Source organism: Flintibacter porci (genome assembly GCF_041925195.1).
Classification (GTDB): Bacteria; Bacillota; Clostridia; order Oscillospirales; family Oscillospiraceae; genus Lawsonibacter; species Lawsonibacter porci.
Window position 1 is genome coordinate 189,316 of sequence record NZ_JBHEVB010000002.1, and the last position, 25,527, is coordinate 214,842.

The window sequence follows — 25,527 nt, forward strand, 5'->3', positions numbered from 1 at the left end:
TTTCCTCCTTAAATTGGGAGCGGCGGCACGGAACCGTTCACTCCTCGTCCTGAATTCCTTCGCCGGTAAACAGCGCGGTCAAAAATACAAAGACAACTGCCTGGATGGTGCCGTCAAACAGGTCAAAGTAGATGCTGAAGGGCACAGGCACCACCGCCGGGCAAATGAGCTTGATGAGCTCCATGATAATAAAAGCACCCAAAATGTTGCCGAACAGTCGCATACACAGGGCCAGGGGCCGGATGATGATCTCCATCAGGTTGATGGGGAGCAGCAGGGGCATGGGCTTGGCAAACTGTTTGAGACCTCCCCGAAGTCCCCGGTACCGGAACTGGGCTCCGTAGATCAAAAACGCACTCATGACTGCCAGCGCCGCGGTGACGTTGATGTCCTTGGTGGGGGGCACCAGACCGAAGATGCCGATGATGTTGCTCAGCAGGATGTAGAGCGCAATGGTTCCCAAATAGGAAGCAAAGACCGCTCCATGCTTTCCGATGCTGCTGTCAGCAAAGTTATTTAAAAACTTCACCGCCTCTTCCAGGCCCACCTGAAGCTTGCTGGGGTTTTCCACCTTCAGGTTACTGGTCAGCAGCAGAGCCGCCAGAATCAGCACACCCATCACGATCCAGGACACCACCACAGATTCGGTAATGGGGATCCCTTTTCCTATGGGAATGGTAAACGCCGTGGGCGTTTGCAGCTCCTCCAGCAGCTTTTCTTTGATCTGTTCCAAATAACCACCTCCCGGATGATCCGGCGCGGCGTACCGCGCGTTACAAAACACCGTCCCTATTGTAAATCCTGCCGGTCTTTTTTGAGAAGTCTTTTTAAAGTAAAAAAAATGACTCTTCCCGCTCACCGCCCCGTTTTTTCGTCGTACTATCTATTTTTTCTCGCGCTTACTGTCTATTTTTGTTTATTTTTGTCTCCATATTTGACATTACTGTGATAAATCCTTATAATAAATTTTAAAGAAACCCTGCCAGGTCCATTTCACATTCAACCGGTCTGCACTCTGCCTGCCTTGCGTGCGGACATTGCATTTTTTGGAGGGGTATCGGAATGAAATTTTATAGCTCGAAGACCATACGCCAGAAGATCCAGTCCCTGAGTCTGTTCCTGGTTCTGACGACTGCCGTGCTGGGGATGACCACCACTCTGGCCTTCTCTCTGCGCATGGAGTATGACAACCTGGACCGGAATCTGATGAACTCCGCCCTGGTGCTGGCCCAGTCCCCCGATGTAGCCGATGTGCTGGCCGGCCGCTCCGACGGCGAGGTGCTCACCGATTACCTCAACGGCACCATCTCCCGGGTTCAGGACATCGACGCCATTGTGGTGGCCGATACCTCCGGTACCATCGTGTACAGCCCGGACCCCTCTTATGTGGGTACTACATATCCCGATCTGGATAATCTGACGGTTCTCCATGGCCAGGACAGCGAGGTCGATACCGGCGCGGGTATTTCCGGCGTAGAGCACCGGGCTCAGGCCGCCGTCCACGACACGGACGGCACCCTGCTTGGCTTTGTGTCCGTCGGCATCGGGGTGCGCAGCGTCAACCGGACGGTGATCGATACCGTAGCCTGCTTTTTGATTCTCTCGTTTATCGCCGCCAGCGTGGGTCTGGTCCTCTCCCGCCACCTCTCCTACTCCATTAAGGAGTCGCTCATGGGCTATGAACCGGATACCTTCCTGCGGATGTTCCACCAGCGCGAGGGCGTTTTGGACGCCCTGGAAGAAGGCATTCTGGCCATTGATACCGACTCCCGCATCGTCTATATGAATCAGGCCGGCCTGCGCATGGTCAATGCCAAAAACCTGGACGATGTGTTAGGTAAACCTCTGCATGACATCTACCCCGACTCCCACCTCTCCCGGCTGCTCACCACCGGCAAGTCGGAATACAACGTGCATCTCTCCCATATCCCCGGCCTGCGCTCGGCCATCTCTGACCGGATGCCCATTTGGGAAAACGGCAAGATCATGGGCGCGGTGGCCATCTTCCGGGACCGCAGCGAAGCTACCTCCCTGGCGGAGGAGCTCACCGGCGTGCGCCATCTGGTGGAGGCCATGCGGGCCTACACCCACGAGTTTGTCAACAAGCTGCATACCATCCTGGGCATGATCCAGCTGGGACAAACGGAAAAAGCAGAGCAGTACATCCTGGATATCTCTCAGGTCCACCATCAGTCGGTGAGCCGGGTGATGAACCAGATCCAGGACACCGCCGTAGCCGCCCTTCTGGTGGGCAAAACCAGCCGAGCCTCCGAACTGGGCATTCATCTTCATCTGGATCCCAAGAGCTCGCTGTCCGGCGACGAGCGGTTCCTCCCCTCCGGCGTGCTGGTGACCATTCTGGGGAACCTCATCGAAAACGCCACCGAGTGTCTCAACCGCTCCTCCTGGAAGCTTCGGGAGATCAACGTCAGCATCCGGGAAAAGGAGGACCATCTGCTCCTGTGCGTGGAAGATACCGGTCCCGGCATCGTACCCGAGCTGCTGCCCTACATCTTTGAGCCCAATGTTTCCACCAAGGGGAACGGCCATGGCATCGGCCTGGCCAGGATCAAGGAACTGGTGAACCTGTACCAGGGCGAGATCCGGGTGGAGAGCGAGCCGAAATCCGGTACGTCTTTCTTCCTCACCTTTTTTACTCAAGGGAGACGGAACTAATTCCCTCTCAATTAACTGGAGGCCTCTATGTACCAAACTGTGATTGTGGAGGATGACCCCACGATTTCTCTGCTCCACCGGACCTTTCTGGCCCGGGATAACCGCTTTGCATTGGTCCGCGCCTTTTCCAACGGCCACGAGGCCCTGGAGTGGCTACTCCATCATACGGCGGATCTCATCATTCTGGACGTCTATATGCCCCGCATGACCGGTCTGGAACTGCTGCGCACTCTCCGTATGGAGGGGATCGGCATCGATGTGATCATGGTCACCGCTGCCAACGACAGCAAAACGGTAGACGCTCTGCTGAAGCTGGGAGTCACCGACTATCTGGTCAAACCCTTTGCCGCCAGCCGCTTTCAGCAGGCCCTGGATACCTTCTGTCAGCACCGGGAAGCGGTCTCCCACGACAATGTGAGCCAGCAGGAACTGGACGCTCTCTTCCCCTCCGCAGCCCCCGCCGCTTCCATCCCCAAGGGCCTGCAGACCCGCACCCTGGACCGCATCCGCGCCTGTCTGCGCCAGATTCCTCAAGCTGGCGCCACCTGTGAGACCATTGCCGACTGCTCCGGCTTTTCCACTGTCACAGTACGGCGCTACCTCACCTATCTGGTCAGCCAAGGAGAGGCAGTCACCCAGGTCAACTACGACACCGGCGGCCGTCCCTGCATGCTCTACCGCCTCCCTCTCCCCTGATTCCTCAGCCCCGCTTCGGCGGGGCTTTTTTATGCTTGTTTTCCTTCTGTTTCTTCGATATAATGGATAAAACCCGACGGTTTCTTCCATTTCTCGACAGGAGTTACCTATGATGAAGCGAACGTTTCTTCCTTTCTGCGTCCTGCTGCTCACCCTTCTGTCCGCCTGCGCTCCATCCCCGGTTCAATCCTCATCGGATCCCCAGCACCCCCCCGCGGACACTTCCTCCAACACCCCCGACAGCGCCCTGAACTCATCGGAGACTCTCGCGCCTGCTCCCAGGCTGACCCAGGAAGATATGGACCAGGCCATCCAGCAGGTCATTGAAAACTACTCCGCCACCGCCCTCTCCGTGGCCGTGGTGGAGCGCGGCGAAGTGACACAGTGCGGCGCGTGGGGCTGGGCCGTGCAGGATCAGCGCCCTATGACCGCCGATACTGCGGTGCGCATCGCCTCCATCAGCAAAGTGGTTGAGGGAATGGCCGCCATGAAGCTCGCCCAGGATGGAGTTTTGGATCTGGACGCTCCTCTCAGCAGCTACTGGGGAGAACGCGTTCAAAACCCCTATTCCCTCCGGCTGCCCTCTCCCCGCTCCCTCATGACCCACAGCTCCACCTTGAAGGACCTGGAGATGACCCGTGGGCTGGACAGGCTGACAAGCATCCTCAGCCGCTCCTCCGCCTGGCGTGATCGTGAGCCGGACCGTGCCGACAGCTGGGCATACAGTAATTTCGGTATGTGCATCTTCGGCACTACCCTGGAGCTGGCCAGCGGACAACTGCTGGATGACTATCTCTAGGCCCAGTTTTTTGACTCCCTGGATATCAACGCCTCCTTCCATGCCGCCCGTTTAAGCCCGGAGCAGCTAGCCAATCTGTATGAGCCCAAAAGAGTGCTGTGCCGCAGCATCCAGACCCAAATCAGCCAGCCTGTTCCCACCGAGACCGGTATGGGCGCCACCTACTATGCCGGTGGTCTGACCATCAGCGCCCGGGATATGGCCAAGCTGCTGGCCGTGCTGGACGAGGCCGGACTGGCCCATGTGGGCACCTACCGCTCCCAAGTGGAGCGGGATGAGAACAGCGGCATCTACGTAGCCGATGTAGGCGGTATTTCGGTGGCCTTCCTCTCCTATACTTATGGGCTCAACGGCTTCCAGCTCAGCTCAGATACCATGTATGCCGCCAATCTGTTCAATCTGGACTACTACACCACCCTCTCTCAGCCTAACAAGGCCCTGATGGAGGCCGACCTGGCCGCCGCCCGGGCGTTGGACACCGATTTGATTGCGGTGATGATCCACTGGGGCGTGGAATATCAGAACACGCAGAACAGCTATCAGGAGACTCTGGCGGAGTTTTTGGTGGGACAGGGCGCTGATCTGGTGCTGGGCGGGCATCCCCATGTGCTCCAGCCCTATGAGACGGTTACCGCCATCGGCTGGGATGGAACGGAGCGCCAGGGCTTTGTGTGCTATTCTCTGGGTAATTTTCTCTCCAACCAGCAGGAGCTGGAGACCAAGACCACAGCCATTCTGGACCTGGAGCTGACCAAAGATGCTCAGGGTGAGACCACCGTCACCGGGGTAAGCTACACTCCCTACTATATGATCCATCGGGACGGTGCTCCGGTGGGCCAGCGGCGCTACTTGGTCAACATCCACGAGGCCATGGCCGAATATGAGGCCGGTACCTCGTCCATCGTCAGCGCCTCCGCCTACCAGGAGCTGCAAGATGCTCTTGCCCACTGTCACCAGATTCTCGGCTCTGCGGACGATTCCACGCTTTCTTGAAAGAAAGCGTGGCAAAGAACTTTCTGCGAAACTTCGTTTTGCCTCCACAAAGTTAAGGAGATGCCTCGTGGATTGGTTTTGCTCCGTTTATAGAAAGAAAAAACAGATCGCTCCCCGAAACGGGGAGCGATCTGTTTTTTTAAAGACTTTTTCCCTTTTCTTACAGAGCAGAGGGAATGTGGATAACGCCCATGGGGCATTCCTTGACGCACAGCTGGCAGCCCTTACACTTCTCCTGGTCGATGTAGGCCACATTGTTCTCCACCTTGATGGCGTCAAAATGACACACCTTGGTGCACTTCATGCAGCCAATACAACCAGCGGTACAGGCCTTGCGGGTCTGAGCGCCCTTATCCTTGTTCTGGCAGGCAACCACAGGCTTACGCTTGTGCTCGGGAATCACGCTGATCACGTGGTTGGGGCAGGCAGCCGCACAGGCGCCGCAGCCGGTGCACTTCTCCCGGTCCACCTTGGCGATACCGTCCACGATGTGGATGGCGTCGAAGGCGCAGGCGCGGGTACAATCGCCGTAGCCTAGGCAGCCGTACTGGCACATACCGTCGCCGCCGTACAGGCCCTTGACGGCCTGGCAGCTCTGGATGCCCTCAAACTCATACTTCTTGGAGGTCTTGTCGCAGGTGCCGGAGCAAGCCACGACCGCCTTCATAGGCACGGTAGCCTCGGCAGCCACACCCATGATCTCGGCAATGGCGGCCACGGTGGTGGCGCCGCCGGGGGTACACTTGTTGATGGCGTTGCCGTCCTCGACAATGCTCTTGGCATAGTCGGCGCAGCCCGCGCAGCCGCAGGCGCCGCAGTTGGCGCCGGCCAGCACGCCGGTGATCTTCTCCACCCGCTCATCCACGGGCACATACATGAAGATGGAGGCAGCCACCAGGATGATCGCGCCGATCAGGCCAATGACGGCAACCAGGACGATTGCCATGATAATCGGATTCATACTCTTCTCTCCCTCCTAATCAAGCACCGAAGATGGACTCGATGATACCGCCGAAGCCCATGAAGGACAGGGAGGTCACCGCAGCGGCCACCAGGGTGATGGGCAGGCCCTCAAAGCACTTGGGGGTCACAGCCTCTTCCACCTTGCGGCGCACGCCGGAGAACAGAACCATGGCCACCAGGAAGCCCAGGCCGGCGCCGGCAGCACACACGATGCTCTCCATAAAGTCATAACCGTTGTCGATGTTCAGCACGGTCACGCCCAAGATGGTGCAGTTGGTGGTGATCAGGGGCAGATACACGCCCAGAGCCTTGTACAGAGCGGGGATGAACTTCTTCAGGATGTTCTCCAGCAGCTGCACCAGGATGGCGATGATCAGAATGAAGACGATGGTCTGCAGATAGCCCAGATCCCAAGCGCCGCTCTCAGGAGTCAGCAGGAAGGTCTGGATGGGCCAGGTAGCGGCAGTAGCCAGCACCATGACGAAGGTAACGGCCAGGGACATACCTACGGCGCTGTCCAGCTTTTTGGACACGCCCAGGAAGGGGCAGATACCAAGGAACTTCACCAGAACGTAGTTATCCACCAGGATCATGGTGAAGAAGATGCTTGCAAGATGCATAGCGTTCATTACGCGTTCCCTCCTTCCGCAGTCTCAGCAGGAGCGGAGGCCTTCTCCTTCTTGGGGCGGGTGGTCAGCCAGGTAGCAGCAGCCATCATCACACCGAAGACAAAGAAGCCGCCGGGGGCGCTGGTCATGATGGTGAAGGGGTCGATGGACTCGGGCAGGACCTGAATGGCAAAGCCCTCGGGCAGAGAGGTGATCAGGCCGTCCAGACCGGACATCCAGGTGCCGGAGCCCAGGATCTCACGGATGGTGCCCATGATGGTCAGGGTGATGGTGAAGCCGATGCCCATGCCGATGCCGTCCAGAGCGGAGTCGATGACACCGTTCTTGGAAGCGAACATCTCAGCACGGCCCAGGATGATGCAGTTAACTACGATCAGAGGCAGGTACACGCCCAGAGCGGAGTCCAGGGCGGGCACGAAGGCCTTGACCAGCATCTGAACCACCGACACGAAGCCGGCGATGACGGTGATGTAGCAGGGAATGCGGACCTGATCAGGGATGATCTTCCGCAGGGCGGAAATAACGATGTTGGAACACAGCAGCACGAAGGTGGCGGCCAGGCCCATGCCAATGCCGTTGGAGGCCATGGTGGTGACAGCCAGGGTGGGACAGGTGCCCAAAACGAGCCGCAGTACCGGGTTTTCATTTAAGATACCGTTGGTCAGTATCTTAAGTTTACTGGGATTCTTACTCATCTTATACACCTGCCTTTCAAGGAATCGCGTTGTAGGCTTCGATGGCGGAGTTCACCGCGTTGATCAAAGCCGTGCTGGAGATGGTGGCGGAGGTCACCGCATCCACGTCCTCGTTCAGAACCAGAGCGTCGGAGGCGTCCAGGCCCATATAGTTCTCCCAATAGGAGGGAGTGGCCACGACCTTGCTGCCAATGCCCTTGGTCTCAGCCTGCTCGGTAACCTTGATCTGCTTGATGGTACCGTCAGGATTGAAAGCGGTCATAACCACCACATCGCCGCCGTAACCCTTGGCGGAGCTGGTGATAATCACACCCACATCGTTGGTGGAGGCATAGATATCGGAGACGTTCTCCACCTCCACACCGGTGACAGGCTCAAAGTCCTCGGCCTCCGGCAGCAGCTCGGTACGAGCCTTCTGCTGAGCGACACGGGTAGCCTCATCAATAATGGGGGCGGTCACACTGTTGGTGGCAGCCAGGGCACCGGTGATCACAATGCAGATGATTACCAGCACCACAATGGGCTTAAAGATCTTGTTCCAGTTACTCATTTCGCGGCACCCTCCTTGCTCTTCTTCACCTTGGCGATGCCCAGACGATCCTGACGGGTCAGGACCTCAATGTAGGGAACCATCAGGTTCATCAGCAGGATAGCGAAGGAAACGCCCTCGTTCATCCGGCCCAGGAAACGGATGGCGCAGGTGATGATACCCAGACCGATACCAAAAACCAGCTTGCCCTTGGTGGTGGTGGGGGAGGTGACATAGTCGGTAGCCATGAAGAAGGCGCCCAGCAGCAGACCGCCGGAGAGCAGCTGATAGATGGGATCCTTGCCGGCGATCAGGCTCAGCACAGCCACAGTGGCCAGGTAGGTCACAGGAATGGTGGGGCTGATGACCTTGGTGACGATGAGGTAGACACCACCGATGATCAGAGCGATGGCGCAGGTCTCACCCAGCACGCCGCCGTGAGTGCCCAGCAGCAAAGTGACATAGTCAATGCCTTCAGCCGCGGAGGACAGGGGGGTAGCAGCAGAGGTGGCGTCCACGCCCTGGGGGAAGCCGTAGGTGGACATGCGGCCGGCAAAGCCCATGGCCATGGCGATACGGCCCACGATAGCGGGGTTGGCAAAGTTGTAACCCAGGCCGCCGAAGAGCTGCTTCACAACCACGATGGCGATGAAGGCGCCCACAATGGGCATCCACCAGGGCAGCGTGGAGGGCAGGTTGAAGGCCAGCAGCAGGCCGGTGACCACAGCGGAGAAGTCGCCGATGGATACCTCACGGCCCACCAGCTTGCAGTACAGGTATTCAAAAATCACACAGGCAGCCACCGTCACAACGGTGATGATCAGGGCGTTGATGCCGAAAATGATCACGGAGGCTACCAGAGCGGGCAGCAGGGCGATGCACACCCGCTGCATGATCTTCTGGGTGCTGTCCGCGCTGGTAATGTGGGGCGCGGCAGTCACGATCAGTTTGTTGCCCATTACTTCTTACCTCCATTCTTCATCATGATCTTCGCCAGGGCAATGGAGGGGGCCAGAGGCCGCTTGGCGGGGCAGACGAAGGAACAGGTGCCGCAGCTCATGCACAGATCGGCATTGAGCGCCTGAAGCTGCTCCACATCGCCCTTCTCATAGGCCTTGACGATGTCCTTGGCCGCCAGACCCAGGGGGCAGGCGTTGACGCACCGGCCGCAGTGGATGCAGTTGGTGGCCTTAGGCATGTGGGCAAACTTCTTGGAGAAGGCCAGCACCGCGTTGTTGTTCTTCAGGATGGGCTGGTCCAGGCTGGCCACACAGGTGCCCATCATGGGGCCGCCGTAGAGCACCTTGCCGGGCTCCTCGGTCAGGCCGCCGCAGAAGTCAAACAGCTCCTGGATGGGAGTGCCGATGATGACTTCCACATTCTTGGGCTCCTTGACGATATCGCCGTCCACGGTGAGGCGCTTGGTGGTCAGAGGCATACCAGTCTCTAAGTACTTGCCCACGAAGGCGGTGGAGGTGACGTTCATCACGATCACGCCCACATCGGAGGGCAGGCCGGGGAAGGGAACCTCGCGGCCGGTGCAGTTCTCGATGAGCACCTTCTCAGCGCCCTGGGGGTAACGGCAGGGCAGCTCCTTAACCTCGATGCCGGCCACGTCGATGGCGGCCTTCATCTTGGCGATGGCCTCGGGCTTGTTGGCCTCGATACCGATAATGCACTTGGGGATATTCAGGTACTTCATCACAGCCTTGATACCGCTGAGAATGAAGTGGGTATCCTCGATGAAGCAGCGGTTATCCGAGGTGATATAGGGCTCACACTCAGCACCGTTGATCAGCAGGGTATCGATCTCGTCCAGATTCTTGGGTGCGAGCTTCACCGCGGTGGGGAAGCCGGCGCCGCCCAGACCCACCAGGCCGCTGGCACGAACGGCATCCTGGAAGGACTTCAGGTCAGTGACCTGAGGGGGGGCAATGGAGGGGTCCACCTTCTGCTCGCCGTCGGGCACGATGACCACGGCGGTCTGGATGGAACCGTTGGAGCCGGTGATGGTGGTGATCTCAGAGACCGTACCGGACACACCGGAGTGGATATCGGCGGAAACAAAGCCGCCGGCCTTACCCACGATGGTGCCTACGTACACCTGATCGCCCTTGGCCACCGCAGGCGCCGCGGGGGCGCCGATGTGCTGGTTCATGGACAGGACGATCTTTGACGGAAGCGGCATCGCTACCGTCTCAAGGTTGGAAGTTCTCTTGTCGTGGGGAACTCCCGCACCTTGCGCAGAGCGTTTGAGAAATTTACTCATTCGGATTTCAACCTCCCTATACTGCAGTTGCTGGGGATTATTCAACGATCTTCTCTGGTGCCGGCGCCCTGCGCCGACGTTATGCAGCCCTCCCTAAATCTCCTCACGATATTTTTGCGGCCCATAGTTTTGCATCACTTGACACGACAAAACCCGCCGGTCCCTTTTCTGTTTCAAAAAGAAACCGCCGGTCCTGTGTCAAAATCATCTGCAAACGCATCCGACGTCCCCTCCGGCCTGCAATGTCCTCCCCCGCCAGGGAGCAAACCGCTCCGCCGGGAAAAACTTCCCGTACTTTTCCGCGGGGATGGCAAATTGCCATTTCCGGGACGCGCGCCGTACCCAAAATATCCGCAAACTGCCCAAGAAAATCCAGGCAAAACGGCGGTACAGCAGCGGCCGCACATAAGCTGCGCCCTTGGTACGACATAAAATTCACACCAAAGCGGCTCACTTTACAGAGCATATCATACACCCTTTCCTGTAAAAATGCAACAATACTTTTCCTTTTTTGCACCATCCATCCCCAATCCCGGCCTTGCATTTTCGAAAAAGTTTTAGTAAAATGGGGAACCGGACTCTGTATAATTTGGAAGTGACTGTGTGTGAATCGTAACGCTCTTTCTGCCGCCTTTCCGGTGACTGTGCCTGTGCTGATGGGATACCTGGCCATCGGCATGGCCTTTGGTTTTATGCTCCAGGCCATCGGATATAACTACATCTGGGCCTTTTTCATGAGTTTGACTATTTATGCAGGCTCGGGCCAGTATCTTGGTGTGCAGCTGCTCAACACCCATGCCGCACTTGGTACCGTGGCCCTGATGACTCTGCTTATCAACTTCCGCCATCTGGTGTATGGATTGTCTATGCTGGAGAAATTCCGGGGCATGGGACTGCGAAAATTCTACATGATCTTCTCCCTGACCGATGAGACCTACGCCCTGCTCAGCTCGGTGCAGGTGCCTGCGGGTGTGGAGCCCCGCAGCTTCTACTTCTCCATCGCCCTGCTGGACCACTCCTACTGGATCCTGGGTTCTGTGATCGGTGCGGTGGCCGGAGCGCTGCTGCCCATCGACACCACCGGCATCGATTTTGCCATGACCGCCCTGTTTGTGGTCATCGCCGTAGACCAGTGGAAGGCTTATGAAAAACATCTGCCCGCTCTGCTGGGTGCCGCCGTCACTCTGGTGAGCCTCACCCTGGTGGGCGCGGACAACATGCTGCTGCCCGCCCTGGCTGTGATTGTAGGGGTTCTGCTTCTGCTGCGGGACCGTCTGGACGACACCCCGGAAGAGAAAAAACATGAGGAGGAGGAATCGGTATGCTGACTACTACCCAGGCCATCGCCGCCATCGCGGTCATGTCCATTGTCACCTTTTTGACCCGCGCCCTCCCCTTCCTGCTCTTTGACCATGGCGACCATCCCCCCAAGCTGGTGCTGTATCTGGGCCGGGTCCTCCCCCCCGCCGTGATCGCCATGCTCATTATCTACTGCCTGAAGAGCAACATCCTGGCGGTGGAGGCCAACCTCACCTCTCTGCTGGACCCGGCGGTGCTCAGCCAGTGGCTGTCCGCCCTGCTGGCGGTAGCGGTGGTGGTGATCCTCCACATCTGGAAGCACAACAACCTGCTGTCCATCTTTGGCGGCACCATTTTGTACATGGTCCTGGTGCAGGCGGTATTTGTTTCGTAAATTTTTAAGCAAAAAGGCTCCTCTGACTCACCGTCAGAGGAGCCTTTTATTTATCTTTATCCTATCTTATATCCAAACATTCTATATTATAAGGTAGTGTGGTGTTATTTTACCACCACGTTTTCCTCCCCCAGCCGCTCCTTCAGGTCCTGAATGAGCGCCGGATGGATGAGGCACCGGGCGCCGTAGCGCTTTTTTGTGTCCTCAAAATACAGCACCGCCTGCCCCTCTCCAGGGAAAAAGGACAGCACCAGCTCCACCTTCCGCATTCTGGGGTCCTGACGGCTGGGCATGCGGATGTAGAGCCGCGGCTCCTTTTCTTGCTGCTGGACCTCACCCTGATTCAGGGGAGAAATGGTGTCCACCATGATCTGGGGCTCCTTTTCATCCCGTACCGAGATCCGCCCGGTGACCAGCACTGCACTGTTTTCCCGGATATAGCCTCCGCTCTCCCCCAGCACCCGGGAAAAGCACAGCAGCTCCATGGAGGCCGTGTCGTCCTCCAGGTTCACATAGGCCATGAGGGTGTTGTTTCGGGTGGTGCGGGTTTTGTAGGTGGCGATCACACCGGCCACCGTCACCCGTTCCCCATCCCGAAAACGCTGGGGGCCCTCCTCCCCGTCAAAGTCGTTGAGGATGGAACCGATGGTCACCGCACCCCGCTTCCGGGCGATCTCCCGGTATGCGTCCATGGGATGGCCGGTGAGGTAGAGGCCAGTGACCTCCTTCTCCATGGTCATCAGCTCCTGGGGGGTGTACTCCGGAATGTCAGGCAGATGGAGGGTAGGCAGAGGTGTACTCTCCCCCTCTCCCCCGCCGAAGCCGAACAGGTCCATCTGGCCCTCCACGTTCCGCTTGCGGCTGGCAGCGATGCCGTCCAGCACCTGGCCGAACACCTGCATCAGCTGGGCGCGGCGGCACCCCATGCGGTCAAAGGCCCCCGCCTTAATGAGACTCTCCAGCACCCGCCGGTTCAGATCGTGGTCAAACATGCGGTCACAGAAGTCCATAAAGTCTGTAAAGGGACCATGCTTGACACGCTCTTCCAGCATGGCGTTCATCACATTCCGGCCCACTCCCTTCAGGGCAGCCAGGCCAAAGCGGATGCCCTGGGGTGAAACGGTGAAGTTGGTCTCCGACTCGTTCACATCGGGGGGCAGAAGCTGGATATCCCACTCTTTACACTCGGCAATGTACTCGGCCACCTTCTCGCTGGAGTCCAGCACCGAGGTGAGCAGAGCGGCCATATACTCCTTGGGATGGTGGCATTTGAACCACGCCGTCTGGTAGGCCACCAAGGCATAGCACACTGCGTGTGCCTTGTTAAAGGCGTAGTTAGCGAAGTCGTAGATTTCGTCGTAGATGCTCTGGGCTACATTTTCGGGAATCCCGTTGGCGGCACAGCCGGCGATATTTCGCTCCGGGTCGCCGTGGAGGAAGGTCTCCCGCTCCTTTTCAATGTCCTTGACCTTCTTTTTGGACATGGCCCGGCGCACCATATCGGCCTGACCCAGGGAGTAGCCGCCCAACTGCTGGAAAATCTGGATGACCTGCTCCTGGTAGACGATGCAGCCGTAGGTATTGGACAGGATGGGCACCAGAGAGGGGTGCTTGTAGGTCACCTTCTCCGGGTTGTTCTTGCAGGAGATGAACCGGGGAATCGATTCCATAGGGCCGGGACGGTAGAGGGCCACGATGGCGGTAAGGTCCTCAATGCTGTGGGGTTTTAAACCCACGCACACCCCCGTCATACCGGAGGACTCCATCTGGAACACGCCGGAGGTGCGCCCCTCCGAGATCATCCGGAAGGTGGCTTCATCGTCCTCGGGGATGTTGTGGATGTCAAAGTCCGGCTCCTTGCGCCGCACCAGCTTCACTGCGTCATCCAGCACGGTGAGGTTGCGCAGGCCCAGGAAGTCCATCTTTAAGAGGCCCAACTCTTCCAGAGTGGTCATAATATACTGGGTGACCACCAGGTCGTCGTTCTTGGCCAGAGGCACATAGTCGCTCACCGGGCGGCTAGTGATGACCACGCCGGCGGCGTGGGTGGAGGTGTTCCGGGGCATGCCCTCGATAGCCATGGCGGTATCGATGAGCTTTTTCACCTTGTAGTCGCTGTCGTAGGACTCCTTCAGTGGTTTGGAGAGCTTCAGAGCCTCCTCCAGGGTGATGTGCAGGGCTCCCGGGCCGCTGGGGATCTGCTTGGCGATGACGTCCACATCGGCGTAGGGCATGTTCAGCACCCGGCCTACATCCCGCACCGCTGCCCGGGCGGCCATGGTACCAAAGGTGACGATCTGAGCCACGTGGTCCGCGCCATACTTTCGGGCCACGTAGTCAATGACCTCCTGGCGGCGGCGGATACAGAAGTCGATGTCGATATCGGGCATGGTGACACGCTCGGGGTTGAGGAAGCGCTCGAAGTACAGGTTATATTTCATGGGGTCCAGGTCGGTGATGTTCAGACAGTAGGACACCATGGAGCCCGCCGCCGAGCCGCGCCCCGGTCCCACCGGGATGCCGTGGCCCTTGGCGTAGGCAATAAAGTCGGAGACGATGAGGAAGTAATCCACAAAGCCCATCTTTTGGATCATGGCCATCTCATAGTCCAGCTGCTTGCGGTACTCCGACGGCTCATCGGGATAGCGCCAGCGAAATCCGTCCAAACAGAGCTTTTCAAAGTAGGCGTAGCCGTCGCTCCACCCCTCGGGCAGCTGGAAGTGGGGCAGGTGGTACTTGCCGAAGGTAAAGTCCACGTTGCACAACTCCGCGATCTTTGCCGTGTTGTCCAGGGCCTCCCGGGGGAAGAGGGTGGCCATCTCCTCCTCGCTCTTGACGTAGAATTCCTGGGTCTCAAACTTCATGCGTCCCGGGTCATCCACCGTCTTGCCCATCTGGATGCACATGAGGATGTCCTGCATCTCCGCGTCCTCCCGGCGCAGGTAGTGGGCGTCGTTGGTGCACACCAACGGGATGCCGGTCTCCTCATGCAGGCGCAGGATGCCCTCATTTACCTTCTTCTGGGCGGGGATGTTGTGGTCCTGGAGTTCCAGGTAGTAGCCGTCCTCCCCAAAGAGCTCCCGCATTTCCAACGCAACTTCTTTGGCCTTGTCGTAGTCCCCGGCCATCAGCAGCTTGGGAATCTCGCCGCCCAGGCATGCAGACAGGGCGATCAGCCCACCGCAGTGCTCCCGCAGCAGGTCCAGGTCGATGCGGGGCTTGATGTAAAAGCCCTCCAGAAATCCCTGGGAGACCATGTAGGACAGGTTCCGGTAGCCCTCCTCGTTGCGGCACAGCAGCACCAGGTGGGAGAAGGCGGCGTCGTACTCGTGGACCTTCTGAAAGCGGGTGCGGCCACGGGGCGCCACGTAGACCTCACAGCCGATGATGGGCTTGATACCAGCTCCCTTGCAGGCCCGATAGAAGTCAATGACACCGTACATGACGCCGTGGTCGGTGATGGCTACCGCCTCCTGACCCAGGTCTTTGACCCGCTGCACCAGCTTTTGAATGCGGCAGGCTCCGTCCAGCAGGGAAAATTCCGTATGAAGATGCAGGTGGACAAAGGACATAGGATCCTCTCTTTCTCTATTGCGTGCGCTTTTTCTCCCAATGGGCATGGATGATCTGGCAGGTGCGGACAAAGATATAGCCCAGCACGCCGCCGATAAAGTTTAAAATGGCGTCGTCCACGTCGGCAGCCCCAGTGGCTGTGCGCCACTGAAGATACTCCACCGCCACAGGGATAACCGCCAGCAGCGGAATGGTCAGCCAGAACCGGCGCAGAGGCCGGAACAGGGCGGGCAGCAGCACCCCCATAGGCGCCATAATGACCACGTTGCCCAGGAGATTAAAGATACTCACATGGCTGCCGGTGTTACGGTAGTAGCGGATATAGTTGCGGATGGTGTGAAAGGGCTCCAGGTTGATATTGCCTCCCCAGCCACGGTCCATATGGAACAGGCCGCCGAAAAACAGCAGTACCGACAAAATGGCCAGGTAGTAAATCAAAAATACCCACAGCGCTCCCCGCAGATAGCGCCGCCGGGCCTCGCCCCGGGGCAGTTCCCACAGGCGCAGGGCCACCCCGATCCCCGCTACCAGTACGGTGATCACCGGCACCGACACCTGGGTCCATAACGTCAGGTGGTCGCCCAGCAGCAGCCAGACCAGGTTCAGGGCCACGGCAACGCCGTAGCAGATCAAATGGATCATGGCTCGGCCTTCTCTTTTCCGCCCAGCTCCACCAGCTTGCGCAACCGGTGGTTCAGGGCGGACTTGGTGATGGGGGGGTCACACAGCTGGGCCAGCTGGGACAGGGTGTCCTCCGGGTTGGCCATGCGCAGGCGGGCCGTCTCCTGGAGCTTGTCGGGCAGCTTATCCAGCAGCCCCTGACGCTCCAGATTCCGGATGGCCTCCAGCTGGCTCTGGGCGGCCTCCACCGCCTTGTCCAGGTTGGCCGCGTCGCAGTTGACCCGGCGGTTGACGCTCCCCCGCAGGTTTTTCTCCAGCTTGGTGTTCATGATCTCCATGGCGGCCACCGGTGCCCCCACAGCAGTAAGGAAATCCTCAATGTACTCGCTCTGTTTAAAGTAGATGACGCTGTTTCCCTTCCGCGCGGCGGCCTTGGGGGTAAAGTCGCACTCCCGCATGAGGGCCAGCATCTCCCGGCTCACATTCTGATGGGAGGTGGTCAGCTCCAGGTGGTACCCCTTTTTCGGGTCGGTCACCGAGCCCCCCGCCAGGAAGGCCCCACGGAAGAAGGACATGCGGCAGCAGGGCTCCTCCAGGACAGCAAAGTTGATGTGCAGGGCCACAGCCTCTCCCTCCGCTCCGTAGGTCTGGCGGATGGTCTGCAGCTTCTTCGGGTCCTGAATGGAGAAAATATGCTTTCCCTCCCCCTGGGGAAGGCGGTCAAAGGTGATTTTAAAGGCCTTTTTGAACAGCAGGGGCAGTCGCTGGGCAAAGGCGTCGTGTTCGGTGACGATCCGCACCTCCCCGCCGGTAAAGGTGTTGCAGTACAGCAGCACCCCGTAGGCCTCCGCCTGGGCGCAGCACTTGCGGTGCAGCTCCCCCCGGCACAGCTCGTTTTTTACCTCGCCTCCAAAGGTCATGGTGTTCACTCCTCGATGATATAGCGGTTCTTCCCCCGGAAAATGCGCATGGCCCGCTGGCGGTAGATATCCAGCACCGCCTCGGCCAGCTTATCCGGGTCATGGCGGGCGAAATCGCCCTTCTCCCGGGCCACCGGGCGCTCCACCAGCTCCAGGCCCATGGCGGCAATGCGCTCCCGGTCCACAACCAGGGGCACCGATCCTTCTTCTTCATAGCGGCCCAGCAGATTTTCGGGCACGGGGGCGCAGTTGGCAAGACACAGGTCCACCATCCCCGGCGCGCCGTGCTCCATGAGGGCCTGAACGTGGTCGGCGGCGGTGTACCCCTCCGTCTCGCCGTCCTGGGTCATGATATTGCAGATGTAAATTTTCAGGGCATCGGTCTCCGCGATGGCCTGGGGCACCCCTTCCACCAGCAGGTTGGGGATGACGCTGGTGTACAGACTTCCCGGCCCCAGCAAAATGAGGTCGGCATCCCGGATAGCCTCCAGGGCGGAGGGCAGGGGCTCGGGCTTTGCAGGGATCAGGTTCACATGGTGGATACGGCAGTCCTGCTGTTTTTTAAAGTCGCAGATCTTGGACTCTCCCACCACTTGGGTCCCGTTTTCAAACACCGCCTCCAGCTGCACGTCGGCGCTGGTGACGGGGATGACCTGGCCGGTGATGGCCAGAACCTGGCTCATCTGGCGTACCGCCTCCTCGAAAGAGCCGGTCACCCCGTTCAGCGCGGCCAGAATCAGGTTGCCGAAGGACTGCCCTGCCAGCACGCCCTCGGAAAAGCGGTAGGTGAGCAGGCGCTGCATGATGGGCTCCGTGTTGGCCAGGGACTCCATGCAGTGGCGGATGTCCCCCGGCGGAGGCATACCAATATCCCGCCGGAGCATGCCGGAGCCTCCCCCGTCGTCGGCCACCGTGACCACGGCGGTGAGGTTTTTGCTGTATTTTTTCAGTCCCCGCAGCATGGTGGAAAGGCCGGTACCGCCGCCGATGGCGACGATCTTGGGCCCCCGCTCCCACAGCTGGGTGTTGGGGATGGCGTCCAGCATAATAAATGCCTCCTTCTAGGACAAGATCAGTTGCGCCCCATGTCCCGATGGCTCTCGGTCACCGGGAAGCCCTGCCCGGCAACAAACTGGGCCAGTGCGTGGGCCACCGCCACCGAGCGGTGGTGTCCTCCGGTGCAGCCCACGGCAATGACCAGGGAGGTCTTCCCCTCCTCTGCATACCGGGGCAGCAGGTAGCTGACAAAATCGTTGAGGCGCTTAAGAAATTCATTGCTCTGCGGGTGGGAAAACACATAGTCCCGGACCCCCTGGTCCAGGCCGGTCAGCCCCCGCAGCTCAGGAACGTAGTAAGGATTGGGCAGAAAGCGCACGTCAAAGACCAGGTCGGCCTCCATAGGCACCCCGTGCTTGAAGCCGAAGGAAAGGACATGCACCTCCATCTTCCCCTCCTCTTTCTCCTTGGAAAAGAGGGACAGCAGCTTGCTGCGCAGCTGGCCCAGGGTCAGACCGGTGGTATCCACGATCCAGTCCGCCCGCTCCCGCAGGGGAGCCAGAACCTTCCGCTCCATCTGGATGGCCTGCTCCAGGGAGGCATATTCCTCCCCCAGGGGATGGACCCGCCTGGTCTCCTTATAGCGCTTGATAATCGTCCCGTCCGAGGCGTCCATGAACAGAATCCGGTAGCTGCACTTCATGGCCCTCAGACGGTCCAGGGCCTGGAATAGCCCCTCAAAATTGGTGCCGCCCCGGATATCGGTCACCAGTACCACCCGGTCGTACTCCCCGTTTCCCCCCATGCCCAACTCGGCAAATTTGGGGATCAGCGGGACAGGCAGGTTATCCACACAAAAGTAGCCCAGGTCCTCCATCACCGAGGCCGCCCGGCTCTTCCCTGCCCCGGACAGACCGGAAATAATCAAAAACTCCACAAACACACACCTCAAGTTTTCTCTCTAGGGACGCTCTCCCCTGCGCCGCCCGGCTCTCACCCCAGCCGACGCACCTCCATCTCCAGCTCCACGCCGGTCTGTTCCCGTACGCGGCGCTGGACCTCCCTCACCAGGGCCAGCACGTCGGCACAGGTGGCTCCTCCCCGGTTGATGACAAAGCCCGCGTGCTTCTCCGACACCTGGGCACCTCCCACCGTGAAGCCCTTCAGGCCGCACTGGTCGATGAGGGCGGCAGCGAAGTAGCCCTGGGGCCGCTTGAACATGGACCCGGCGCTGGGGTACTCCAGAGGCTGCTTGGACCTTCTCTTCTGAGCCAGCTCCGCCATCTGGGCGCGGATATTCTCCTCCTGTCCCGGCTCCAGCTCCAGCACCGAGGAGAGGATCACGTCCTTCCCCTGAGAAAAGACACTGTGGCGGTAGGAGAAGTCATGCTCCTCCCCTATGATCTCCTTCACGGTCCCCTCGGGGGTGAGGCACCGGGTACGGCGCACGACCTGCACCATCTCGCCTCCATAGGCTCCGGCATTCATCATGACGGCGCCTCCCAGAGTGCCGGGAATTCCACCGGCAAACTCCAGGCCGGTCAGTCCCTCTCCGGCGGCAAAAGAGGCCAGCCGGGCCAGGGTAACGCCTGCCCCGACGGTGATCTCCCGCTCTCCGGTGCGCTCCAGACGGCTCAGTCCTGTCATATCCAGCACAAAAGCCTGCACGCCTTCATCGGCCACCAGCAGGTTGGAGCCGTTGCCCAGCACCACCAGAGGAATCTGATTCTCCCGGGTAAGCCGGACGCACGCCAGCACCTGCTCCTCGTTTGTGGGCCGGGCCATGAGGGGCACCGGGCCGCCGATACGGAAGGTGGTGTGGCGGGCCATGGGCTCCTGTTTCAGCAGCTCCATGTCGGGGCAGCACTTTTGTAATTGATCAAACAACTGGTCAAATTGATCCATTGTGACCTCCAAATTCCTTGCGGATTTCAAATATAACAAGTGGAATTATGCGGCCGCTGCCGCGAGAACAAGCTGATTTGCAGTTTATTCAGTAGACATTATATTATAGCAAATTTCACCGTCAAATAAAATAGTACACCCGCAACTTTACCCAATATAAATTCCCCCGGCCGGAGCGCTTCCTCTGGCCGGGGGAATCCCATTTGGTTCACGCGGAAAAATCAGAACATATTGCACAGCATGGCGGCACCCACCACACCTGCGTCGTTGCCCAGGCTGGCCCGCTCAATGCGGGGCAGGTGGTCCTTGTCGAAGCTGCCCCGGTGGACCAGCTCACGCAGGGGGTTGAGCAGCAGGTCGTCGTCGGCATTGCTGATACCGCCGCCCAGACAGACGATCTCGGGGAACAGCACGTTCACCAGGTTAATAAGGCCCATGGACAGGCCCTCCAGGTAACGGTCCAGCGCCTTGCGGGCCGTGGCGTCGCCCTCACGCACCGCCTGGAAGGTGGTACGGCCCTCCAGCTTGCGGGTATCCCCGTCGCACAGCTGCCACAGCATGCTGTCCCGGTTGTACTCCATCTCCTCCCGGGTCAGACGAACCAGAGCGGTGGCGGAGCCGTACTGCTCCCAGCAGCCCAGGTTGCCGCAGCCGCAGCGCACCCCGTTGGGATGGATGATCATGTGGCCAGCCTCCATACCGGCGCCGCCGTGGCCGATGTAGAGCTTTCCGCCCCGGACCATGCCGCTGCCGATACCGGTACCCAAAGTGATGACCAGAGCAGGGTCAAAGCCCTTGGCAGAGCCCGCCCAGTACTCGCCCACCGCGGCACAGTCGGCGTCGTTGCCCAGGTAGACGGGGATCTTCAGGTCCTCCTGGAAAATTTCCCGGAAGGGGGTGTTGTAGAAGGGCATATTGGTGGTCTTGATCACCATGCCTGTCTTATTGCTCACCAGACCGGGCAGGCCCACGCCCGCCGCCTGGATCTCAGAGAGCGGACAGTCGGCCTCTTTGGCCGCCTGGAGAGACAGCTTGGCCAGCTGGCGGGTCAGCTCCTCCGCCGTCATGCTCTTATCCACCGGGCAGGACGCCTTGTGCAGGATCTTACCGTTCTCATCTACCAGTCCGGCCACCAGGTTGGTGCCGCCTACGTCAATTCCGATATACATGGTTTACCGCTCTCCCTCTTCCATGAGTTTTTTAAAGTGTTCATCCATTTTCCGGGTCAGCTCCAGAGCCGCGTTATGGCCCATCTTCCGGTTACGGTTGTTGATGGCCGCCACCTCCACGATGCTGGCCAGATTCCGTCCGGGCTTGACCGGGATGGTCAGACAGGGCACCGAGACGCCCAGGATCTGAGTCACCGCTCCCTCCAGGCCCAGGCGGTCATAGACCGCGCTGTCGTCCCAGGGCTCCAGCTTGATGACCATATCGATCTCCTGCTCCGTCTTGATGGCGCTCATACCAAACAGCCGCCGCACGTCCACCACGCCGATGCCGCGAAGCTCCATATAGTGGCGGATGAGTTCCGGGGCTGTGGCCATAAGGGTACCGTGGTTGGTCTCCTTGATCTCCACCGCGTCATCGGCAATGATGCGGTGTCCCCGCTGAATGAGCTCAATGGCAACCTCACTCTTGCCCACGCCAGACTCACCCTGAATGAGCACGCCCTCGCCGTAGATCTCCATCATCACGCCGGAGCGGGTAATCTGAGGCGCCAGGTGATTAAAGAGGCTGCCGATGAGGCGGCTCATAAAGGCAGAAGTATGTTCTTGTGTGCGCAGCACAGTGCGCTCATGCTTAATGGCCATCTCCATACACTCGGGGAAGGGCTCCAGCTCCCGGGTGATGATCAGCGCGGGCACCGGATGGGCCAGTAGCCGGTCAAAACTCTCCCGGCGGGCCTGAGGCTCCATGCCGGAGAGATAGGTGTGCTCGGTCAGGCCGATGACCAGCAGGCGGCGGGCATCAAAATGCTCAAAAAAACCGCTCAGGGGCAGGCCGGGCCGGTTCACGTCCAAAGTGGTCAGAGGCATATCCTCGTAATTGGGACCTTTATTTAAAATCTCCAGTTGGAACTCCCGGATGATCTCTCCCAGTTTTACGCTTTTTCCACGCTCTGCCATAGCGTCTCCTCCTTGCGTTCCAGGCTGTCATGCCGATTTGGTTTTAGTATAGCTTATTTGTCTTTCCGGCGCAAGCACAGGGTTTAATTTCTTCCTTCCGTTTCACACTTTTTTCCATTTAGAACCCTCTCAGAAAAAAATTCAAGTTTTTTTAAAAACCTCTTGCATTCCCGAAAATTATCTGGTAAAATACCAGTCGATGCTTCATCGAAAGCGTACTCTCATAGCGAGGAGGTAAGCAACATGGCCAAATGTGAATTCTGCGACAAGGGCGTCACCTTCGGTATCAAGGTCTCCCACTCCCACCGCCGCTCCAACCGCACCTGGAAGCCCAACGTGAAGCGCGTGAAGGCGATTGTGAATGGGACTCCCACTCACGTGTACGTCTGCACCAGATGCCTCCGTTCCGGTAAGGTCACCCGCGCTGTGTAATTGGTATATGGCAAGATAAAATGTCCTGCGTCGCTTGGCGCAGGGCATTTTCTTTTTTCCCAAAATCCGCCATATGCCCCTTCTTTTGTCCCAAGACATTCCCTTTTTCCCCATTTTATGATATGATATCCTTAAAAAGGCGGCGCTAAGCGGCCCGTTCCCTTTCGCAGCCCAACAGGAGGCCCGTTATGTTTGTCAAAAATCCGGAATACTTTTTGGCCATCGTCAAGGAGCGCAGCATCTCCAAGGCGGCGGACCGTCTCTATCTCTCCCAGCCCTACCTCAGCCAGTATCTCGCTAAGCTGGAGGCCAATCTGGGTGTCACCCTGCTGGACCGCTCCCACACCCCTCTGCGTCTGACCGCCGCTGGAGAGCTTTTCCACGCCTATCTGGAACGCCAGGGCTATCTGGACCGGCAGCTGGAGAGCGACCTGCAGCAGCTGCAGGAGAAGAAGCGCCAGCAGCTGCACATCGGCGTGTCCACCTGGCGAGGCTCCACCCTGCTGCCCGATATCCTGCCCCGCTTTGCCGCCAAGTACCCCGACGTACAGGTGGTCCTCCACGAGGCGCCGGTGCCTCAGCTGGGCAATCTGGCCGCCAGCAGCGTCACAGACTTCTGTCTGATGCACACACCGGGCAACCTCACCGACCTGAGCTATGAACTGGTGATGCACGAGCGCATCCTCCTCATCTCCCACAAGGACCATCCCCTGGTCAAGGGTCTGGACAGCCCCTGCTCTGCTCCCCTCCCCTTCGGGGACCTGCGGCAGCTGGAGCACGAGCGCCTGATGATGCTGCCCGAGGACTGGCGTCTGTCCCGCCTGCTCTATAACACCTTCAACGTTCAGAACGTGGAGCCGGTGAATATCCTCACCACCACCAACAACACCACCGCCATCAATCTGGTGGCGGAGAACATGGGCTTCACTTTCCTGCCGGAGAGCGGCATCCACCGCACCCCCTATATGGACCGTCTGTCCTTCTTCACCGTGGGTGATCCCCCTCTCACCTGTCCGATGGCAGTGGTTTATAAGAAAAACAGCTTCCTCTCCCCCGCCACCCGGGCCTTTATCGCCCTCATCAAGGACTTTTACCGGCAGTTTGACCGGGGCTCTGCTCTTTCGGACACTTGACGTGCCGAAAGAGGTGTGATACACTCACTACATAAGCTATACAACTGACGGAAGTGGAGTACCACATGAAGTATAGCGGACGCGTTCAGCGTCTTAATGCCGACCGTCTGGGCGCACGGAGTAAAAAACCGGTGCGCCCTTTTTTTGTGAAAAGGGCGCGGACAAAGGAGAAATTGTGTTATGTTGACCGATATTGAAATTGCGCAGAGCACCCCTATGAAGCCCATTGGCGACATCGCCAAGACTGCCGGCGTGGCCGAGGAGTACCTGGAGTACTACGGCCGCTACAAGGCTAAGATCGACTACCGCCTGCTCAATGAGACGCAGGCTCCCAACGGCAAGCTGATCCTGGTCACCGCCATCAACCCCACCCCCGCCGGCGAGGGTAAGACCACCACCACGGTGGGTCTGGCCGATGCTCTGCGCCGTATGGGCAAGAACGCTCTGGTGGCTCTGCGTGAGCCCTCTCTGGGCCCGGTCTTCGGCGTCAAGGGCGGCGCTGCCGGCGGCGGATACGCTCAGGTGGTACCTATGGAGGATATCAATCTCCACTTTACCGGCGACTTCCACGCCATCGGTGCGGCCAACAACCTGCTGGCCGCTATGCTGGACAACCACATCCAGCAGGGCAACGCCCTGGGGATCGACGTCAAGCGCATCACCTGGAAGCGGTGCGTGGACATGAACGACCGCCAGCTGCGCAACGTGGTGGACGGTCTGGGCGGACGGATGCAGGGCGTTCCCCGGGAGGACGGCTTTGACATCACCGTAGCCAGCGAGGTCATGGCAGTTCTCTGCCTGGCCACCTCCATCACCGATCTGAAGGAGCGTCTGAGCCGCATTATTGTTGGCTATACCTACGACGAGAAGCCCGTCACCGCCGGCGATCTGAAGGCCGCCGGTGCCATGGCCGCTCTTCTGAAGGACGCCCTCAAGCCCAACCTGGTCCAGACCCTGGAGGGCACTCCCGCCTTTATCCACGGCGGTCCTTTCGCCAACATCGCCCACGGCTGCAACTCCATTATGGCCACTCGTATGGCTCTGAAGCTGGGCGACTACGCCATCACCGAGGCCGGCTTCGGCGCTGACCTGGGTGCGGAGAAGTTCCTGGACATCAAGTGCCGCATGGCGGGCCTCACCCCCGATGCGGTGGTTGTGGTAGCCACGGTCCGCGCCCTGAAGCACCACGGCGGTGTGGCCAAGGCCGACCTGAATGCCGAGAATCTGGAGGCTCTGGAGCGCGGCCTGCCCAACCTGCTGCGCCACGTGGAGAACATCACCAAGGTCTACGGTCTGCCCTGTGTGGTGGCCATCAACCGCTTCCCCACTGACACGGAGGCCGAGCTGAAGCTGGTGGAGGACAAGTGCCGGGCTTTGGGTGTCAACGTGGCCCTCAGCGAGGTCTGGGGCAAGGGCGGCGAGGGCGGCCTTGCTCTGGCCGAGGAAGTGGTGCGTCTGTGTGAGCAGCCCAACGACTTCCACTTTGCCTACAACGCTGAGGCCTCCATTGAGGAAAAGCTCAACGCCATTGTCACCAAGGTGTACCACGGCGACGGCGTGGTCCTCACCCCCAACGCCCGCAAGCAGATGGCCCAGCTCACCGACCTGGGCTACGGCAACCTCCCCATCTGCATGGCCAAGACCCAGTACTCCTTCTCCGACGACCAGAAGCTGCTGGGCGCTCCCGATGGCTTCACCGTCACCGTACGCAACATCAAGGTGTCCGCCGGCGCCGGCTTCCTGGTGGCCCTGACGGGCGACATCATGACCATGCCTGGTCTGCCCAAGGTTCCCGCCGCCGAGAAAATCGATGTGGACGAGAACGGCAAAATCACCGGTCTCTTCTGATTGTAAACATAGAAAAACGGCGCGCCGAAGT

At 59.3% G+C, this 25,527-nt stretch carries 25 protein-coding genes and 1 riboswitch; of the genes, 9 read left to right on the forward strand and 16 right to left on the reverse strand.

The window, feature by feature from the left end:
- Positions 1–37: 37 nt before the first annotated feature.
- Entirely contained in the window at positions 38–733 is a 696-nt protein-coding gene (locus ACEVJL_RS02805) for a F0F1 ATP synthase subunit A (protein ID WP_110440352.1), read from the reverse strand.
- 329 nt (positions 734–1,062) lie between these two features.
- Here ACEVJL_RS02805 and ACEVJL_RS02810 point away from each other — a divergent pair, with 329 nt between their 5' ends.
- From ACEVJL_RS02810 to ACEVJL_RS02825, 4 genes are all read left to right on the forward strand, one after another.
- Positions 1,063–2,676 (forward strand): ATP-binding protein, encoded by a 1,614-nt coding sequence (locus ACEVJL_RS02810; protein WP_151076067.1) that lies wholly within the window; start codon positions 1,063–1,065, stop codon positions 2,674–2,676.
- A gap of 27 nt (positions 2,677–2,703) precedes the next feature.
- The gene (locus ACEVJL_RS02815; protein ID WP_235396800.1) at positions 2,704–3,372 is read left to right on the forward strand and encodes a response regulator; all 669 of its coding nucleotides are present in this window, start codon (positions 2,704–2,706) and stop codon (positions 3,370–3,372) included.
- Positions 3,373–3,481: 109 nt separating this feature from the next.
- Positions 3,482–4,171 carry a serine hydrolase gene (locus tag ACEVJL_RS02820; protein ID WP_374736793.1) on the forward strand — a complete coding sequence of 230 codons (690 nt, stop codon included), beginning with the start codon at positions 3,482–3,484 and terminating at the stop codon, positions 4,169–4,171.
- A 93-nt stretch (positions 4,172–4,264) separates the two neighbouring features.
- Positions 4,265–5,164 (forward strand): CapA family protein, encoded by a 900-nt coding sequence (locus ACEVJL_RS02825; RefSeq protein ID WP_374736794.1) that lies wholly within the window; start codon positions 4,265–4,267, stop codon positions 5,162–5,164.
- Positions 5,165–5,324: 160 nt separating this feature from the next.
- Here ACEVJL_RS02825 and ACEVJL_RS02830 read toward each other — a convergent pair whose 3' ends face one another.
- From ACEVJL_RS02830 to ACEVJL_RS02860, 7 genes are all read right to left on the reverse strand, one after another.
- Entirely contained in the window at positions 5,325–6,125 is an 801-nt protein-coding gene (locus ACEVJL_RS02830; RefSeq protein ID WP_325208055.1) for an RnfABCDGE type electron transport complex subunit B, read from the reverse strand.
- A gap of 19 nt (positions 6,126–6,144) precedes the next feature.
- Positions 6,145–6,747, reverse strand: a complete 603-nt coding sequence (locus tag ACEVJL_RS02835) for an electron transport complex protein RnfA (protein ID WP_235396958.1) — start codon at positions 6,745–6,747, stop codon at positions 6,145–6,147.
- A gap of 8 nt (positions 6,748–6,755) precedes the next feature.
- The gene (gene rsxE / locus ACEVJL_RS02840) at positions 6,756–7,451 is read right to left on the reverse strand and encodes an electron transport complex subunit RsxE (RefSeq protein ID WP_235396806.1); all 696 of its coding nucleotides are present in this window, start codon (positions 7,449–7,451) and stop codon (positions 6,756–6,758) included.
- Positions 7,452–7,467: 16 nt separating this feature from the next.
- A complete protein-coding gene (locus tag ACEVJL_RS02845) occupies positions 7,468–8,001 on the reverse strand; it encodes an RnfABCDGE type electron transport complex subunit G (protein WP_235396808.1) in 534 nt (177 codons plus the stop codon).
- Positions 7,998–8,939, reverse strand: a complete 942-nt coding sequence (locus ACEVJL_RS02850) for an RnfABCDGE type electron transport complex subunit D (RefSeq protein ID WP_008981044.1) — start codon at positions 8,937–8,939, stop codon at positions 7,998–8,000. Before ACEVJL_RS02850 ends, ACEVJL_RS02845 begins: the two co-directional genes overlap by 4 nt.
- The gene (gene rsxC / locus ACEVJL_RS02855; protein ID WP_020989721.1) at positions 8,939–10,249 is read right to left on the reverse strand and encodes an electron transport complex subunit RsxC; all 1,311 of its coding nucleotides are present in this window, start codon (positions 10,247–10,249) and stop codon (positions 8,939–8,941) included. The genes ACEVJL_RS02850 and rsxC overlap by 1 nt, the downstream gene beginning before the upstream one ends.
- A 103-nt stretch (positions 10,250–10,352) precedes the next feature.
- A complete protein-coding gene (locus ACEVJL_RS02860; RefSeq protein ID WP_374736795.1) occupies positions 10,353–10,769 on the reverse strand; it encodes a hypothetical protein in 417 nt (138 codons plus the stop codon).
- 85 nt (positions 10,770–10,854) lie between these two features.
- Here ACEVJL_RS02860 and ACEVJL_RS02865 point away from each other — a divergent pair, with 85 nt between their 5' ends.
- Positions 10,855–11,577, forward strand: a complete 723-nt coding sequence (locus ACEVJL_RS02865) for an AzlC family ABC transporter permease (RefSeq protein ID WP_374736796.1) — start codon at positions 10,855–10,857, stop codon at positions 11,575–11,577.
- The gene (locus tag ACEVJL_RS02870) at positions 11,571–11,942 is read left to right on the forward strand and encodes a branched-chain amino acid transporter permease (protein ID WP_235396814.1); all 372 of its coding nucleotides are present in this window, start codon (positions 11,571–11,573) and stop codon (positions 11,940–11,942) included. Before ACEVJL_RS02865 ends, ACEVJL_RS02870 begins: the two co-directional genes overlap by 7 nt.
- A 104-nt stretch (positions 11,943–12,046) precedes the next feature.
- Here ACEVJL_RS02870 and ACEVJL_RS02875 read toward each other — a convergent pair whose 3' ends face one another.
- From ACEVJL_RS02875 to hprK, 8 genes are all read right to left on the reverse strand, one after another.
- Positions 12,047–15,514, reverse strand: coding sequence for a DNA polymerase III subunit alpha (locus ACEVJL_RS02875; protein ID WP_374736797.1), 3,468 nt, complete (start codon positions 15,512–15,514; stop codon positions 12,047–12,049).
- A 16-nt stretch (positions 15,515–15,530) separates the two neighbouring features.
- Complete coding sequence (locus tag ACEVJL_RS02880; protein WP_302667325.1) at positions 15,531–16,157, reverse strand: VanZ family protein; 627 nt, start codon at positions 16,155–16,157, stop codon at positions 15,531–15,533.
- A complete protein-coding gene (whiA, locus tag ACEVJL_RS02885; protein WP_020989722.1) occupies positions 16,154–17,056 on the reverse strand; it encodes a DNA-binding protein WhiA in 903 nt (300 codons plus the stop codon). The genes ACEVJL_RS02880 and whiA overlap by 4 nt, the downstream gene beginning before the upstream one ends.
- 5 nt (positions 17,057–17,061) lie before the next feature.
- Complete coding sequence (locus ACEVJL_RS02890; protein WP_374736798.1) at positions 17,062–18,102, reverse strand: gluconeogenesis factor YvcK family protein; 1,041 nt, start codon at positions 18,100–18,102, stop codon at positions 17,062–17,064.
- A gap of 26 nt (positions 18,103–18,128) precedes the next feature.
- The gene (rapZ, locus tag ACEVJL_RS02895; protein WP_374736799.1) at positions 18,129–18,989 is read right to left on the reverse strand and encodes an RNase adapter RapZ; all 861 of its coding nucleotides are present in this window, start codon (positions 18,987–18,989) and stop codon (positions 18,129–18,131) included.
- 56 nt (positions 18,990–19,045) lie between these two features.
- Complete coding sequence (gene murB / locus ACEVJL_RS02900) at positions 19,046–19,957, reverse strand: UDP-N-acetylmuramate dehydrogenase (RefSeq protein WP_374736800.1); 912 nt, start codon at positions 19,955–19,957, stop codon at positions 19,046–19,048.
- Positions 19,958–20,178: 221 nt separating this feature from the next.
- The gene (locus ACEVJL_RS02905) at positions 20,179–21,126 is read right to left on the reverse strand and encodes an ROK family protein (RefSeq protein ID WP_008981054.1); all 948 of its coding nucleotides are present in this window, start codon (positions 21,124–21,126) and stop codon (positions 20,179–20,181) included.
- A 3-nt stretch (positions 21,127–21,129) separates the two neighbouring features.
- Entirely contained in the window at positions 21,130–22,083 is a 954-nt protein-coding gene (hprK, locus tag ACEVJL_RS02910; RefSeq protein ID WP_008981055.1) for an HPr(Ser) kinase/phosphatase, read from the reverse strand.
- A 243-nt stretch (positions 22,084–22,326) separates the two neighbouring features.
- On the opposite strand from hprK, the gene rpmB reads away from it, so the two are divergent.
- The 3 genes from rpmB to ACEVJL_RS02925 all read left to right on the forward strand — a co-directional run bounded on the left by rpmB (position 22,327) and on the right by ACEVJL_RS02925 (position 25,496).
- Entirely contained in the window at positions 22,327–22,515 is a 189-nt protein-coding gene (rpmB, locus tag ACEVJL_RS02915) for a 50S ribosomal protein L28 (RefSeq protein ID WP_008981056.1), read from the forward strand.
- 188 nt (positions 22,516–22,703) lie between these two features.
- The gene (locus ACEVJL_RS02920; RefSeq protein WP_008981057.1) at positions 22,704–23,648 is read left to right on the forward strand and encodes a LysR family transcriptional regulator; all 945 of its coding nucleotides are present in this window, start codon (positions 22,704–22,706) and stop codon (positions 23,646–23,648) included.
- Positions 23,649–23,678: 30 nt separating this feature from the next.
- Positions 23,679–23,768, forward strand: a riboswitch (ZMP/ZTP riboswitch).
- 60 nt (positions 23,769–23,828) lie between these two features.
- The gene (locus ACEVJL_RS02925; protein ID WP_302667329.1) at positions 23,829–25,496 is read left to right on the forward strand and encodes a formate--tetrahydrofolate ligase; all 1,668 of its coding nucleotides are present in this window, start codon (positions 23,829–23,831) and stop codon (positions 25,494–25,496) included.
- Positions 25,497–25,527: the final 31 nt, after the last annotated feature.

Excerpts from the sequence above, each read along its gene's own strand:
- ACEVJL_RS02810 (WP_151076067.1), top strand. The coding sequence starts at position 1,063 with ATGAAATTTTATAGCTCGAAGACCATACGCCAGAAGATCCAGTCCCTG.
- ACEVJL_RS02815 (WP_235396800.1), top strand. The coding sequence starts at position 2,704 with ATGTACCAAACTGTGATTGTGGAGGATGACCCCACGATTTCTCTGCTC.
- ACEVJL_RS02820 (WP_374736793.1), top strand. The coding sequence starts at position 3,482 with ATGATGAAGCGAACGTTTCTTCCTTTCTGCGTCCTGCTGCTCACCCTT.
- ACEVJL_RS02830 (WP_325208055.1), bottom strand. The coding sequence starts at position 6,125 with ATGAATCCGATTATCATGGCAATCGTCCTGGTTGCCGTCATTGGCCTG.
- ACEVJL_RS02835 (WP_235396958.1), bottom strand. The coding sequence starts at position 6,747 with ATGCATCTTGCAAGCATCTTCTTCACCATGATCCTGGTGGATAACTAC.
- rsxE (WP_235396806.1), bottom strand. The coding sequence starts at position 7,451 with ATGAGTAAGAATCCCAGTAAACTTAAGATACTGACCAACGGTATCTTA.
- ACEVJL_RS02845 (WP_235396808.1), bottom strand. The coding sequence starts at position 8,001 with ATGAGTAACTGGAACAAGATCTTTAAGCCCATTGTGGTGCTGGTAATC.
- ACEVJL_RS02850 (WP_008981044.1), bottom strand. The coding sequence starts at position 8,939 with ATGGGCAACAAACTGATCGTGACTGCCGCGCCCCACATTACCAGCGCG.
- rsxC (WP_020989721.1), bottom strand. The coding sequence starts at position 10,249 with ATGAGTAAATTTCTCAAACGCTCTGCGCAAGGTGCGGGAGTTCCCCAC.
- ACEVJL_RS02860 (WP_374736795.1), bottom strand. The coding sequence starts at position 10,769 with ATGGTGCAAAAAAGGAAAAGTATTGTTGCATTTTTACAGGAAAGGGTG.
- ACEVJL_RS02870 (WP_235396814.1), top strand. The coding sequence starts at position 11,571 with ATGCTGACTACTACCCAGGCCATCGCCGCCATCGCGGTCATGTCCATT.
- ACEVJL_RS02875 (WP_374736797.1), bottom strand. The coding sequence starts at position 15,514 with ATGTCCTTTGTCCACCTGCATCTTCATACGGAATTTTCCCTGCTGGAC.
- ACEVJL_RS02880 (WP_302667325.1), bottom strand. The coding sequence starts at position 16,157 with ATGATCCATTTGATCTGCTACGGCGTTGCCGTGGCCCTGAACCTGGTC.
- whiA (WP_020989722.1), bottom strand. The coding sequence starts at position 17,056 with ATGACCTTTGGAGGCGAGGTAAAAAACGAGCTGTGCCGGGGGGAGCTG.
- ACEVJL_RS02890 (WP_374736798.1), bottom strand. The coding sequence starts at position 18,102 with ATGCTGGACGCCATCCCCAACACCCAGCTGTGGGAGCGGGGGCCCAAG.
- murB (WP_374736800.1), bottom strand. The coding sequence starts at position 19,957 with ATGGATCAATTTGACCAGTTGTTTGATCAATTACAAAAGTGCTGCCCC.
- ACEVJL_RS02905 (WP_008981054.1), bottom strand. The coding sequence starts at position 21,126 with ATGTATATCGGAATTGACGTAGGCGGCACCAACCTGGTGGCCGGACTG.
- hprK (WP_008981055.1), bottom strand. The coding sequence starts at position 22,083 with ATGGCAGAGCGTGGAAAAAGCGTAAAACTGGGAGAGATCATCCGGGAG.
- rpmB (WP_008981056.1), top strand. The coding sequence starts at position 22,327 with ATGGCCAAATGTGAATTCTGCGACAAGGGCGTCACCTTCGGTATCAAG.
- ACEVJL_RS02920 (WP_008981057.1), top strand. The coding sequence starts at position 22,704 with ATGTTTGTCAAAAATCCGGAATACTTTTTGGCCATCGTCAAGGAGCGC.
- ACEVJL_RS02925 (WP_302667329.1), top strand. The coding sequence starts at position 23,829 with ATGTTGACCGATATTGAAATTGCGCAGAGCACCCCTATGAAGCCCATT.